The 14,778-nt window shown below is 58.3% G+C and carries 9 protein-coding genes; 8 read left to right on the forward strand and 1 reads right to left on the reverse strand.

The window, feature by feature from the left end:
* The first annotated feature begins 35 nt into the window (after nt 1–35).
* The 7 genes from V9K67_RS06435 (at nt 36) to V9K67_RS06465 (ending at nt 12,773) form a co-directional block, all read left to right on the forward strand.
* The gene (locus V9K67_RS06435) at nt 36–3,629 is read left to right on the forward strand and encodes a family 43 glycosylhydrolase (protein ID WP_336720913.1); all 3,594 of its coding nucleotides are present in this window, start codon (nt 36–38) and stop codon (nt 3,627–3,629) included.
* A gap of 415 nt (nt 3,630–4,044) precedes the next feature.
* Nucleotides 4,045–4,497 (forward strand): response regulator, encoded by a 453-nt coding sequence (locus V9K67_RS06440; RefSeq protein ID WP_336720915.1) that lies wholly within the window; start codon nt 4,045–4,047, stop codon nt 4,495–4,497.
* A gap of 91 nt (nt 4,498–4,588) precedes the next feature.
* Nucleotides 4,589–5,842 (forward strand): sensor histidine kinase, encoded by a 1,254-nt coding sequence (locus tag V9K67_RS06445; RefSeq protein WP_336720917.1) that lies wholly within the window; start codon nt 4,589–4,591, stop codon nt 5,840–5,842.
* A gap of 142 nt (nt 5,843–5,984) precedes the next feature.
* Entirely contained in the window at nt 5,985–9,533 is a 3,549-nt protein-coding gene (locus V9K67_RS06450; protein ID WP_336720919.1) for a response regulator, read from the forward strand.
* Between the two features lie 45 nt (nt 9,534–9,578).
* Complete coding sequence (locus V9K67_RS06455) at nt 9,579–10,409, forward strand: CheR family methyltransferase (protein ID WP_336720920.1); 831 nt, start codon at nt 9,579–9,581, stop codon at nt 10,407–10,409.
* 648 nt (nt 10,410–11,057) lie between these two features.
* Complete coding sequence (locus V9K67_RS06460; RefSeq protein ID WP_336720921.1) at nt 11,058–12,101, forward strand: glutamine synthetase beta-grasp domain-containing protein; 1,044 nt, start codon at nt 11,058–11,060, stop codon at nt 12,099–12,101.
* 132 nt (nt 12,102–12,233) lie between these two features.
* Nucleotides 12,234–12,773, forward strand: coding sequence for a hypothetical protein (locus V9K67_RS06465; protein WP_336720922.1), 540 nt, complete (start codon nt 12,234–12,236; stop codon nt 12,771–12,773).
* A 93-nt stretch (nt 12,774–12,866) separates the two neighbouring features.
* Here V9K67_RS06465 and V9K67_RS06470 read toward each other — a convergent pair whose 3' ends face one another.
* Nucleotides 12,867–13,307, reverse strand: coding sequence for a hypothetical protein (locus V9K67_RS06470; protein WP_336720923.1), 441 nt, complete (start codon nt 13,305–13,307; stop codon nt 12,867–12,869).
* 370 nt (nt 13,308–13,677) lie between these two features.
* Between V9K67_RS06470 and V9K67_RS06475 the strand changes: the two genes are divergently transcribed.
* On the forward strand, nt 13,678–14,694 hold the full coding sequence (locus V9K67_RS06475) for a LacI family DNA-binding transcriptional regulator (RefSeq protein WP_336720924.1): 1,017 nt from the start codon (nt 13,678–13,680) through the stop codon (nt 14,692–14,694).
* The last annotated feature ends 84 nt before the right edge of the window (nt 14,695–14,778 follow it).

Below are 14,778 nucleotides of genomic sequence, written 5' to 3' on the forward strand. Positions count from 1 at the left end.
CTTGAATCGTTTAAAAAGACTTTTATCAACCAGAGATGAAAACGATCCGTTTTTTTATCAGCATCCTTTTGCTGGCGCTTTCCCAGGAGCTGCTGGCCCAGGCCTTTACGCATCCCGGCATCCTGCACGGCCGTGACGACCTGGAGCGCATGAAGGCCGCCGTGGCGGCCAAAGCGCAACCCATTTTTGCCGGCTACGAGCTGTTTTTGCAAAACCCCGCTTCCCAGTACACCTACAAGATGCAGGGCCCGCTGGAAATGGTCGGCCGCAACCCCACGGTGGGGCAGGGCACCTACGACAGCGACGCCAATGCCGCCCACCAGAATGCGCTGCTGTGGGCGATCACCGGCGACCGGCGCTATGCCGACAAAGCACGGGAGATCGTGAACGCCTGGTCCGCCACCCTCAAAAGCATCACCGGCCGCGATGCGGTGCTGATGGCCGGCCTCGGGCCGTTTAAGATGGTGAATGCCGCCGAACTCCTGCGCCATACCGGTGCCGGCTGGCCTGAAGCGGAGGTGCAACAAACGGAAAAGCATTTTAAGGAAGTGATCTACCCGGTGCTCCAAAACTTTGCGCCCTTTGCCAACGGCAACTGGGATGCCGCCGCCATCAAAACGGTGATGGCCATCGGGGTGTTCTGCAACGACCGCGACATATTTGAGCGGGCCCTCCGCTATTACGTGAACGGGCACGGCAACGGCCGGCTGACCCACTACATCCTCAACGAAGACGGGCAGATCCAGGAAAGCGGCCGCGACCAGGGCCATACCCAGTTGGGTATCGGCATGCTGGCCGAGTGCTCGGAGATCGCCTGGAAGCAGGGCCTCGACCTTTATGGCTATGCCGACAACCGCCTGCTGAAAGGATTCGAATACGTCGCCAAATTCAACCTCGGGAGCGAGGTGCCTTTCGTGGAAACCCTGGACCGCACCGGCAAGTACCACCATAAAACTATTGCCCGCCAGGACCGGGGTCCCCTGCGGGCCGTGTACGAGCAGGTGTATAACCATTACGTAAAACGGAAGGGGCTGTCGGCTCCATATACGCAGCAGGCAGCGGAAAAGCTCCGGCCCGAAGGCCCCGGCCGCCCCGGCGCCGACCACCCCGGCTACGGCACCCTGTTCTTTACCCGCCCTGTTGACGATCAAAAAATTATTTCTATCCCCCCTACTCCCGGCGGGCTGATCGCCACAGGTTCGCCCAAAGAAATTCGACTCTCCTGGATCGCTTCGGCTACAGCCGCCCGTTATACCGTGAAAAGAGCCACCCATAGCGGCGGTCCGTATACCACGGTGGCCCGCGACCTGTCCGCTTCCCATTTCACCGACAAGGGCGTGAAGCGGGGCGTAGTGTATTACTATACCGTTGCGGCGGCCAACGCCGGCGGCGAAAGCGGCAACGCTGTGGAAGCCACCCAATGCGCCGGCCTGCCCCAGCACTGGCAGCAGCAGGATATCGGGTCGGTAACCGCCGGCCATACGCAGTTCGACGGCCGGCAGTGGACCCTTACCGGCAGCGGCGGGGGCGTGGACAGCACCCGCGACGGCTTTCACTTTACCGGGCTTCCGCTGGTCGGCGATGGCACCCTGACCGTTCGCTTCGTGCCACAGCCCGGCTCGCAGTTTTCGCGGATGGGACTGATGCTGCGCGAGGGCGGGAGTGACAGCGCCCCCTTCGTGTCGCTGCTGCTGTATCCCGGAAAGACCGGCCAGGTGGAAGCGCCCGACTGGCACGTGCGCCTGCTGGCGCGCCGGAAGCCCGGGGCACCGGCCGCCGCGGCCTTCACCGGCCCGGGGCTGGCCGAACCCGCCGTTACCTTCGGCCGCCTGACAGGCTATTTCTGGCTGCGCCTGCAGCGGAAGGGTAAGGACGTTTCCGCCTTCACCTCCTACGACGGCCGCACCTGGACGCCGGCTGGCAGCGTGACCGCCTTTTTGGGGAAAAGCCTGCGCGCCGGCCTGGCCGTAGCCTCCGGCATGCCGAACCCCACTACGGTATTCTTCGACCAGTTTTCCATAAACGGGAAGGCGGTTGCCGCGAACCTCGAAATGCCCGCCGCTCCCAACCGGTCGCAGGCATGGGTGGCCGATCAGGGCAACGGTACCTACACCAACCCCGTCCTGTACGCCGATTATTCCGATCCCGATATCATCCGGGTGGGCGACGATTATTTCATGACGGCCTCCAGCTTCCATTGCATGCCGGGGCTGCCCATCCTGCATTCCAGGGACCTGGTGAACTGGCGCATCCTCAACTATGCCCTTCAAAAGCAGGTGCCTTCCGATTTTTTTGACGTGCCCCGCCACGGCTACGGCGTCTGGGCGCCGGCCCTCCGCTACCATAAGGGCACGTACTATATTTTCTGGGGCGACCCTGATCACGGCATCTACCGGGTGAAGACTAAAAACCCGGCGGGCAAATGGGAAGAGCCGGTACTGGTAAAAGGGGGCCGTGGCCTGATCGATCCCTGCCCGCTCTGGGATGCCGACGGCAAGGCCTACTTGGTGCATGCCTGGGCGGCCAGCAGGGCGGGAGTGAACAGCCTGCTCACCGTTTACCAAATGAGCCCCGACGGCGCGCGGCTGCTCGACGAGGGAAAGAACGTTTTTTCCGGCCACGACTTCCACCACACTACCGAAGGGCCCAAGCTGTATCAACGCGACGGCTACTACTATATCATGGCGCCCGCCGGCGGCGTGGCAACGGGCTGGCAGCTGGTGCTGCGGTCCCAAAACATTTACGGTCCCTATGAGGACAGGATCGTCATGGACCAGGGAAGCACCAACATCAACGGTCCCCACCAGGGCGCCTACGTGGAAACGCCCGGGGGCGAGCCCTGGTTTTTACATTTCCAGGACCTGGGCGCCTACGGCCGCGTGCTGCACCTGCAGCCCGTAACCTGGAAGGACGGCTGGCCCGTGATGGGAACGGACAAGGACGGCGACGGCAAAGGCGAGCCGGTGCGGACGCACCAAAAGCCGCGGGTGGGGAGACCCTACCCGGTGGCTACGCCCCAGGAAAGCGACGAATTCAATTCCGATACCCTGGGGCTGCAGTGGCAGTGGCAGGCCAACCCCAAAGTAACCTGGAGCGCCCTGCTGCGGGAGAAAGGCTTTTTGCGGCTCTTCGCCTTCCCGCTGCCCAAAGAGGCGGTCAACCTGTGGCCCGTACCCAACCTGCTGTTGCAAAAATTCCCGGCCCCCTCTTTTACCGCTACCACCAAGGTGAAACTGAATATCGAGTGGGACGTGTGGGAAAGCAAGAAGGCCGGCCTGCTGGTCATGGGGAACGATTATGCCTACCTCTCCGTTTCGAAAAATGAAAAAGGTTTTAGCGTGTCCCAAATAACCTGCTCCGATGCCCTGAACGGGGGGGAAGAGGAAGTGCTGGCGGCGCAGCCTATTGGCGGCAGCACCGTTTATTTGCGGGTGGAGGTCAAAGCGCCGGACGCCACCTGCCGGTTCAGTTACAGCGAGGACGGCCAGACCTTCCGCCCGCTGGGAAAGCCCTTTACGGCCAAACCCGATAAATGGGTAGGGGCCAAGCTGGGACTTTTCTGTACCAGCCGCCCCGACGTGCGCACCGGCAGCTATGCCGATTTCGACTGGTTCCGCATTTCCAGATAAAGCAGCCGGACGGGACACTTTTAAAGCTGATGACAACCCGTAAGACTGTCATGCCTCACTGCGTTCGGCATGACAGTCTTACGGGTTGTCACCCGGCTTATGGTGGCTGCTCTAAAAGGTTCCCGGCCTGACCATCTTAAAATTGAGCTTTTCCCTCTGCTCCCTCTTTTGCAGGATTGCCGTAATTTCCCCTCCAGCCTGCAATCCCTAACCGTAATAGATCAACGAATCGGCGTACGGATGGTCGGCGCCGGCGACCCGGCCGCCCCCAAAAGGCTTCCAGGGTACGGTCCTGGCCGGGGGCGTCACATTAAAATCTGATTAAAATTGCCCGCAGCTTGCCCAGTAAGTAAAAACATTAGAAATATTTATTTCCGTATCCAGTTTGTCATTAATTACTTTTGTCGCCTTAACTATGAAACGATCAGTACTGTTTTACCTGGTGGACGACGATGCCGACGATGCGTCGATATTTGAAGAAGTGCTCCTGGAAGTGGCGCCTGCAGCCTGTTTGCAATGGGCCAAGGACGGGGAGGAGGCCCTGGAGCTGCTGCGGGCGGCCGAAGTGTTGCCCGACCTGGTGTTCCTGGACCTGAACATGCCGCGGCTCAACGGAATGGAATGTTTAAAGCAACTGAAAAGCGAATCCCGGTTACAGGAAATCCCCGTGATCATGTACACCACTTCCTCGCAGGCCAAGGACATCGAGGAAGCGCTGCTGACCGGCGCCCTGTGCTTTATTACCAAGCCTTCCAGCATGAAGGGGCTGCGCGACATACTCGCCTCCTTCAGCGGGACCCTGCCCGGCGACCTGCCCGGTACGCTGCGCTCCCTGAGTAAGACGGCCGATACCTTTATCGCCTGCTGACCGGAAAGCAGACCAGATAATTTTTACCTTGAAACCCTATTGATCCCGGGATACCGTACCGTCCAAGGAGAATCAGCATACCCTTAACCATATGATTCTGATTGTTGACGACAAGGAAGAAAACCTGTTTTCTTTAAAAACCCTGCTCCGTTTGCACGCCTATACGGTGGATACCGCATCGTCCGGCGAAGAGGCCCTGAAAAAGATCCTGATCTACGACTATGCCCTCATCATCCTCGATGTGCAGATGCCGGGCATGGATGGTTACGAGGTGGCCGAGACCATTATGGGCTACAGCAAAACCCGCCACATCCCCATCATCTTCCTGTCGGCGGTGAACATCGACAAGCGCTTTATTTCCAAAGGCTATGAGTCCGGCGGCGTGGACTACGTGACCAAACCCTTCGACGCCGACCTGCTGCTGCTGAAGGTAAAGACCTTTTACCGCCTGTCCGAGCAGACCCGGGCGCTCAAAAAGGCCCAGGAGGCGCTGAAGGAAGAAGTCGAAAACCGCAAAGCCGCCCAAAGGGCCGTGGAGAACGCCAACCTGCAGCTGGAGGAAAAGGTGGAGGAGCGCACCCGCGACCTGGTGCAAACCAACCGCGAGCTGGAGATCCGCAACGCCGAACTGCAGCAGTTTGCCTCCCTGGCCACCCACGACCTGCAGGAGCCGCTGCGCAAGATCATCACCTTCTGCAACCTGGTACGCGACCGGTACCTGGACCAGGCCCCCGAAGCAGAGGCCTACATGACCAAGATCATCGCCTCCTCCGAACGGATGCGCAGCCTGATCAACGACCTGCTGAACTATTCGAAGCTGTCCATCCAATCCTCCTTCCGCCATACGCCCCTCGACGAGGTGCTGAACGAAACCCTGGCCGACCTGGAGCTGTCGGTGCGGGAAAAAAACGCCACCCTGCTGATCGAGCCGCTGCCGGCCGCCGAAATCGTGCCCGGGCAGATCCGCCAGGTGTTCCAAAACCTGATCAGCAATGCCCTGAAGTTCGCCAAAAAGGATGCCGCCCCCGTTATTCGCATCTGGAGCGAACGGGTGGAAGAGCACATGCCGGGCGAGGAGCCGGGCGAAAGCTTTGTCCAGGTGTGCATCCGCGACCACGGCATCGGCTTCAATGAGCTCTACCTGAAAAAAATCTTTACCATCTTCCAGCGGCTCCACCGCGGCTCGGAATACGAAGGCACGGGCATCGGCCTGGCCATCGTGAAGAAGATCGTGGAAAAGCACAACGGCTCGGTAACCGCCAGCAGCAAGGAAGGCGAGGGCGCCACCTTTGTCATCCGGCTGCCGCTGCGCCAAACCCCCGTCTGCCAACCAGCCATTCAATAGATTTCGGATTTCGGATTTCGTCTCGCCTCAGGCGAGAGGAACCCTTCAAAGAAGAAAGACTCCTACAACGATCAAGGGGATCCGACATCCGACATCCCAAATCCGAAATTTCATTTGCCCTGTACCCTTTAAATAACCGTACATGAACGTATTTAAACGCAACCTGCTGGCAGGTTACGGCCTGTCTCTTTTTTTACTGGTCATCAGCGCGGTGGCCTCTTATATCAGCATCCGCAACCTGCTGTATCATGCCACCATGGTCAACCATACCAACGAAGTCATTAAACAGCTCGATGCCGTGCTGGCATCGGTGCGGGAGGGCGAAACCGGCCAGCGGGGCTACCTGCTCACCGGCGATGAAAAATTCCTCGCCCCTTACCGGGGCGCCTACAACCGGGCCCGCGAAACCCAACGCGACCTGGTGGCGCTGACCACCGACAACCTGCGCCAGCAACGGGATATCGAAACCATGAAAGGCCTGGTGGACGAGCGCTTTGTCATCCTCCAAAGCGTTATCGACCACAAGCTGCGCACCGGCAAGCTGAGCACGGAAGACCTGGAAAAGGGCCGCAGCACGATGCAGCGGCTGGCCTCCCTGGTAAAGCAGATGCAGCAACGCGAGCAAGCCCTGCTGACCGCCCGTACCGAAAGCATGAACCGGTTTGCAGCCGCCACCCCTGCCTTTATTATCGTGGCGGCCCTGCTGTCGGTGCTGGTGACCGTCGTGTCCTTCCTGCGGGTGAACCGTGACTTTAAAGCCCGCCTGGCCCTTCAAAAACAGCTGGAGCTGAAAGACCGGGAGGTATCGCGCCGCATCGACGTAATCCAGGGAATAGCCGAAAAGATCTCCTCCGGCGACTACAAGACCCGGGTGAACGTGGAGCACAACGACCTGCTGGGCACCATGGCCGGCTCGCTGAATAAAATGGCCGAATCGCTGGACTATTCCTTTGCTTCCCTGTCGGAAAAAGAATGGCTGCAGACCGGCGCCGCCACCCTCAACGACGAAATGATCGGCGACAAGGACGTGCCCACCCTGGCCCAGAATATTTTGGATTTCATTACCGGGTATTCGGGCAGCCTGGCGGGCGCCTTTTACGTACAGAACGATGAAGAACAGCTGCAGCTGGTGGGCAGCTACGGGCTGCCCGCCGGCGTCCGCAAGCAACGGCTGCAGATCGGCGAGGGGCTGGCCGGCCAGTGCGCCGCCTCGGGCAGGATGATGGAAGTGAGCGGCCTGTCGGACAGGGATTTCGTGGTCAGCTTTGCCGCCGGCGACGTACGTCCCCATTCCATTATCGCTATCCCCGTGCTGTTCAACCGGGCCGTGAAAGGGGTCATCGAGCTGGCCAGCCTCAACGGCTATTCGGCCACGGTCCGGACGTTTCTGAAAACCGTTTCGTTCAATACGGGCATTGCCCTCAATACCGCCCAGGACCGCCGGCGCGTGCAGGAGCTGCTGGAGGAAACCCAGGCCCAGGCCGAGGAGCTGCAGGCCCAGCACAGCGAGCTGGAAAACAGTAACGCGGAGCTGGAGGCCCAGGCCGAAAAGCTGCAGGCCTCGGAAGAGGAATTAAAGGTGCAGCAGGAAGAGCTGCTGCAGGCCAACCAGGAGCTGGTGGAGCGCAGCCGGATGCTGGAGGAAAAAACGGGGCTGGTGCTGGAGCGCAACCTCGAGATCCAGCGGCAGTCCGAAGAACTGCGGCTGAGCAGCAAGTACAAGTCGGAATTTTTGGCCAATATGTCGCACGAGCTGCGCACGCCGCTGAATTCCGTACTGCTGTTGTCGCGGCTGCTGTCCGAAAACCATGAAGGCAACCTCTCGGAAGGCCAGGTGGAGTATGCCCAGGTGATCCAGAAGTCCGGCCGGGGCCTGCTGCTGCTGATCGACGAGATCCTCGACCTGTCGCGGATCGAAGCGGGCAAGATGGAGGTGGAAGCCGGCGAGGTGCCGGTCGACACCCTGGCCGCCGACCTGCGCGGGCTCTTCCTGCCACTGGCCATGGAAAAAGGCGTGGTCTTTTCCGTGGAAAAGGCCGCCGGGGCGCCGGGCCTGCTCCAGACCGACCGGATGAAGGTGGAACAGATCCTGCGCAACCTGATTTCCAACGCCCTCAAATTCACCCGCCAGGGTTCCGTGGTCCTGCACATTGCGGCCCGGGAACAGGGCATCGCCTTTACCGTGAAGGATACGGGCATCGGCATCCCCAGGGAAAAGCAGCAAAGCATTTTCGAGGCCTTCCAGCAGGCCGACGGCTCCACCCGCCGCCAGTACGGCGGCACCGGCCTGGGCCTGTCCATCAGCCGGCAGCTGGCCCGCCTGCTGGGTGGCGAGATCTACCTGGCCAGCGAGGAAGGCAGGGGCAGCGAATTTACCCTGGTGCTGCCGCTGCAGGCGCCCAAGGCCGCCGCACCCCTGCCCGAGGTGCCGCTGGCAGTGCCTGCTGCCGACGGGCAATTCCTCGCCGGGCAGATCCCGGCCCCCGTGCCCGATGACCGCGACAATATTACCAACGGCGACCGGGTGATCCTGGTCATCGAGGACGATACGGCCTTTGCCCAGGCGCTGCTCGAATATACCCGCGGCAAGGGCTATAAGGGCCTGGTAGCTGTTCGGGGCGATGAAGGCATCGAGCTGGCCCGCCGGTTTTTGCCTGCAGGCATCCTGCTGGACCTGCAGCTGCCCGTCAAAAGCGGCTGGGAGGTGATGGAAGCCCTCAAAAGCGACAAGGCCACCCGGCCGATACCGGTGCATATGATGTCGGTGCACGAGATGAAAACGAAATGCCTGTCGAAGGGAGCGGTGGATTTTCTGAACAAGCCGGCCTCTCCCGGGCAGATGGACGAAATGTTCCGTAAGATCGAGGAGGTCCTGAGCCGTCATCCCAAGAAGGTGCTGATCGTAGAGGAGAACCTGCAGCATGCGCAGGCGCTGGCGTATTTCCTGGAAAACCACCAGGTAAGCGCCGAAATCGAGAAATCCGTGGGCGAGGGCATCCGGTCCCTGGACCGCAGCGGCGTGGATTGCGTCATCCTCGACATGGGCATTCCCGCCCACCTGTCGTACGAGGTGCTGGAGGAAGTGAAGCGGACGCCGGGTTACGAGCACCTGCCCGTGATCATTTTTACCGGCAAGAACCTTTCGCCGGCCGAGGAGCTGCGCATCAAGCAATACGCCGATTCCATCGTGGTGAAGACCGCCCATTCCTACCAGCGCATCCTCGACGAGGTGTCGCTTTTCCTGCACCTGGTGGAGGAGCACCAGACGGGCGCCAAAACCACCCGCTACAAAAAGCTGGGCGACCTGGGCGAAGTGCTGCAGGGCAAGACCGTGCTGGTGGCCGACGACGACGTGCGGAACATCTTTTCGCTGACCAAGTCGCTGGAGCCTTATGGCGTGGAGGTGGTTTCCGCCATCGACGGGCAGCATGCGCTGAAGCTGCTGGAGGAGAACCCGCAGGTGAACCTGGTGCTGATGGACATGATGATGCCCGAGCTGGACGGCTACGAGGCTACCCGGCGCATCCGCGAGAACCCGGGCTACCGCGACCTGCCCATCATTGCCGTAACGGCCAAGGCCATGACCGGCGACCGCGAGAAATGCATCAATGCCGGCGCGTCGGATTACATCACCAAGCCGGTGGACGTGGACCAGCTGATCTCGCTGCTAAGGGTATGGTTGTACAGTTAACAGGCGGCCTGCCGCCAGCAAATAAAGAAACAGGAGTTGAAGGATATGCATAGTGTCGAACACATGGTAAAGGACGAGGAGCTGGAGCTGTTGCTGGCCGAGCTGCACCAGGCGTATGGGTACGATTTTTCCAACTACGCCCGGGCCTCCCTGAAAAGAAGGGTGAACCGCCTGCTGATCATCGACCGGCTGCCCGGCTTTGCCGAGCTGTTTTCCCGGTTGAAGAACGATCCGGCCTACCTGCCCCACGTGGTGCAGGAGCTGACGGTCAACGTCACGGAAATGTTCCGCGATCCGCAGGTGTTCAAAACCCTGAGGGAAAAGATCTTGCCGGTGCTGGCCACCCATCCCTTCATCCGGGTATGGCATGCGGGCTGCTCCTCGGGGGAGGAGGTGTACTCCATGGCCATCCTGCTGCAGGAGGCGAACCTGCTGCACAAGTCGCTGCTCTACGCCACGGACCTCAATCCGTCGGTGCTGGAGAGCATCCGCAACGGCGTGTTCCCATTAAGCCAGATGAAGCAGTATTCCGAGAACTACATTTTGTCGGGCGGCAAGGGCGAGTTTTCTTCCTATTACACCACCAAGTACCAGTGGGCGAAGTTCGATGAAGGCCTGCGGCGGCGGATGGTGGTGTCCACGCACAACCTGGTGTCCGACCGTTCGTTCAACGAGTTCCAGCTGATCCTGTGCCGCAACGTGCTGATCTACTTCAACAAGGAGCTGCAGGACCGGGTGCTGACCCTGTTCGACGACAGCCTGGAGAAGCTGGGCTTTTTGGTGCTGGGCGCCAAGGAAAGCCTGCGGTTTTCCACCGTGGCGCCCAAATACGTACAACTGGAACCCAAAGAAAAGATCTGGCGGAAGATGAAGTAGCTTTTGCAACAGTAATAATTCTGGCGGCCACCTGTGAAACTGTCATGCCGAACGAAGTGAGGCATCTCCTCGATAACAAAGGAACGCTTCTATTTGAAGGAGGGTTTACTTTACCTGCAATAGGCTTTTCGTGTCCCGAGGAGATTCCTCACTGCGTTTATAATGACAGCTCTACAGGTTGTCACCAGCTTTGGAATAGCTGTTTTGAAAGAAGTCCAAGGGTGGAGAAATCTATTCGGCTTTCTGATCCTTTATTGCGGCTTTTTCTAATTGTATGCTTATTTTATTTAATGAATATTCCTGTTCTTCTTTCCTGTATATTTTTTAGAAAAGCCCTTCATAGACTTTCCTCAAATAACCTTCTCTGGTAAAAAAGCGTGGCCATTTTTTCTTCTTTCAATATTAAAAAAATAAAAATTTTTCTTTTATTGGAAAATGCCCCAATTTTGCCCCATTGAAATCGTAACGATACCGAAAAGGTATTGTCCTTCCTCCCCGGTTTGGGGAATAACGGACAGAGTCAATACCTTTTCATTTTTGCTAAAGTGAGGGTTATTACATGAGCGCTGGTTTTAATGTTTGAAGTGCGTTCCCTCCTTTCCGGATTGCTGCCCATATTTTTTACTAAAAATAAAAGTCAATATTAATATGTCAATCGCCAAATTAGAGTACATCTGGCTGGATGGCTATCAGCCTATGCAAAGCCTGCGCAGCAAAACCAAAATTGAAAGAAACTTCTCCGGCAAGCTGGAAGACTGCGCCATGTGGTGCTTCGACGGTTCTTCTACCGAGCAAGCCCTGGGCGGTTCTTCTGACTGCCTGCTGAAGCCCGTGTACATTGTGAAAGACCCGCAGCGTAAGAATGGTTACCTGGTAATGTGCGAAGTGCTGAACCCCAACGGCACCCCCCACGAAACCAACGGCCGTGCAATGATCGAAGATGATGATAATGACTTCTGGTTTGGCTTTGAACAAGAATATTTCCTGTGGAACCCCGCTACCGACAAGCCCCTGGGCTTCCCCGAAGGCGGCTACCCCCGTCCCCAGGGTCCTTACTACTGCTCCGTAGGCGCCCAGAACGCCTTTGGCCGCGACATGGTGGAAGAGCACCTGGACGTATGCCTGGAAGCTGGTCTGAACGTGGAAGGCATCAACGCCGAAGTAGCTGCCGGCCAGTGGGAATTCCAGATCTTCTCCAAAGGCGCCAAAGAAGCCGGCGACCAGATCTGGATTGCCCGCTACCTGCTGGAAAGAATCGGTGAAAAATACGGAGTAACCGTGAACTGGCATTGCAAGCCCCTGGGCACCCTGGATTGGAACGGCAGCGGCATGCACGCCAACTTCTCCAACACTGTCCTGAGAACCTGCGGCAGCAAAGAAACGTACGAAAAGATCTGTGAAGCTTTCCGCCCCGTGGTGACCGAGCACATCGAAGTTTACGGCCCCGACAACCACCTGCGTCTGACCGGCAAGCACGAGACTGCCGCCATCACCGACTTCAAATACGGTGTATCTGACCGTGGCGCTTCGATCCGTATTCCCATCGGAACCGTGGAAAGAGGCTGGAAAGGCTGGCTGGAAGACCGTCGTCCCAACAGCGCCGCCGATCCGTACAAAGTAGCTGCACGGATTATCAAGACCGTGAAGTCTGCTGAAGTGGAAGAGCAACTGGAAGCCGAGCAAAGAGCTTAGTGCCTGGGGGAACAGGGGCAACCCATTCCTGCAGTGATTAGAAAATATGTTCATGATCGTATAGGATGCCGGGACTGGTCCCGGCATCCTTGTTTTTTTACCGTTCTGCCTACATTTGGTTAAATTTCGTTTATGAAAAAGCTGCTGTCTTTTTGCATGGGTATGCTGCTGGCCGTTCCGGCGCTGTATGCCCAGAAGGGAAACAACCAGTTGAAGCTGCTGGCGGAAACGGGCCTGCCGGGGCGGCAGGACAAGATCGGCTGGGGGGTGCAGGTAAAAGGCGCGTATGGAGCCGGCCGGGCGGCACAGCTGACGCTGATGACCGGGCTGTCGCGGTTCTCCTCGCGGGAGGGGCATGTGCAAACGGTGACCCGGCTGGTGCCGGTGCTGGTGGGGTATAAGAAAAATGTGGGGCGGGTGTACGTGGAGCCCCAGGCCGGTTACGGCGAGCTGGGCGGGAAGGTCGACCTGGGCGGCGATTTTGCCCGGCCGTCGGTGGGCGCCTTTTTCTGGGCCGTGGGTGGAGGCTACGACCACGGGCGCCTCGATGTAGGCGTGCGGTACCAAAGCGCCCACGAAGCCGAGGGCGCTGCTGCCGGCATCTGGCGCAACAAGGCCTTTCATTTTACCGGCCTGCATATCGGCTATAACCTCTTTGCCCCAAAGAAATAAAAATAGGGGCCCGTACCGTTGCTGTATAACCGAAGCCCCTATTCTTGCGAATCGATCCGACAGGTGAATGCTAAACTACGCGAAGGCATTTTGTCAGAATACCTCCAGTGATGAACTTTCCCAAACGGTTTTTTCCGTGGCTTTTACCTGGATGGAGCCGTTGGACGAAAGCACCACGTTTCTCAGGGTGTATAAGCCGGGTTTGAAATTTTCAGGAAAGGTCAGACCCTCCACGATAGCCTGGGCAGGAATGTTGCCGCCATCGCCGCCTTCCAGTGTTTCCAGTACCTCGATGGATTTCATCGGGCAGAAATACATCACCATCTTGCCTTGTTCGTTTTCCAGGCGCACCGGCGATAAGTTGGCGGTTACGGTTTCGCCGTGGGTCAGTTTTTCTTCGTTCATCTTTTGCCGCAGCACATGTGGTTGTGAGTAGGAAGAGATCACCACCGGGGCTGATTTTTCTGTTTCCGGGTTATAAGCCCTTTTGGCACCGAAAAGGTTGCTGAAAAAGGAAGTTTGTTCTTGTTTCATAACTCTTAATTTTAAATGTTATCGAATGGCTGTGAAGCGCGAAGCATGGGGCCTGGCAACAGGCTCCCCGGACCCTCCAGTCCAGGAGCTCGGGTCCTCCGTATCCAGGCAGCAAATTGGTATGGTTGTTCTCCTTTGGAATGTATGGTCCGTAGCAGCTATGGTAGCGGCTGTATAAGAGTTATCCGGAAAAGTTGTTGATCAGCTATTGGGCTAAATTGTGGCTAAAAAGAAGAACGTGCTCTATTAATTATTTGACAATTATGGAATAGGGTATGCTGCATGAGAAGGTAAAATTCTTTAGAAAAAAAGAGGCGTTGCGGCCGGGCTTTGAAGGGGGCCGCCGCTCCTGTTTCCAACAACCGTGCACATGGCAAAATTTATCTCTACCACCGACCTGGCAAAGGCGCTGCAGCTGTCGCCCTCTACCATTTCCCGGGCGTTGAACGACCATTATTCCATCAGCGCCGCCACCAAGAAGCGGGTGCTGGAATACGCCCGCAAGGTGGGCTTTCAGAAAAACGCCAACGCCCTGAAGCTGCTGCACCATAAAACCAATACGGTGGGCATCCTGCTGCCCGAGGTTACTTCCTATTTTTCTTCCGAACTCATCAAAGGCCTCAAGGAAGTGTTTGACCCCTCCGGGCTCGACATGATCATCCTGCAGTCGGGCGAGCGCCTCGACAAGGAAAAGCAGAACCTCAAATTCCTCCTGTCCGCCCGGGTGGACGGCCTGGTATATTCGCCCTCCAAGGAAACGGCCACACCCCACCACCTGGAGCCGGCTTTCAAGAACCGGATCCCCTTTGTCAACCTCGACCGCGGCCTGGCCGGGCTGAACTGCAGCCGGGTGATGGTGGACGACGAGAACGGCGCCTTCCAGGCGGTGCAGCACCTGGTGCGGGGCGGATGCCGCCGCATCGCCCACCTGGCCGGTCCCGCCAATGTGCTGAACGCACAGAACCGCCTGAAGGGCTACCGGCGGGCCCTGGCCGCCTACGGCCTGCCCTTCGACCCGGCGCTGGTGCGGGAAACGGGCTTTAAGCTGCGCGAAGGCATCGGGCGGATCGAACAGTTTTTCGATGCGGCGCCGCCCCTCGACGGCATCTTTGCCGCCAATGACGAGATCGCCCTGGGCTGCCTGTTCGTGGCCCGTCAACGGGGCAGAGGGGTGCCGGAAGACCTGGCGGTGGTAGGCTTTGATGATGAAGTATACGCCTCTTATTCCCATCCTTCCCTGACCAGCGTGCACAGCCCCATCGTGGAAATGGGCCGCCTGGCTGCCCAGTACTGCCTGCAGCAGATCAATGACGAAGCACCGGTCAGCCATGAAATCACCCTGTTGCAACCCCAACTCGTGATCCGGGAGTCGTCGCTGCGCAAATAATTTACGGGTTTGCTTTCCTGCGCCAGCGCAAAGGTTTGCGTGAATTCCCGGGCGTATTCTTGGAAGGGGCGAACCTTGCATTCT

It is taken from the genome of Huijunlia imazamoxiresistens, assembly GCF_037132455.1.
GTDB classification, from domain to species: Bacteria; Bacteroidota; Bacteroidia; order Chitinophagales; family Chitinophagaceae; genus Flavisolibacter; species Flavisolibacter imazamoxiresistens.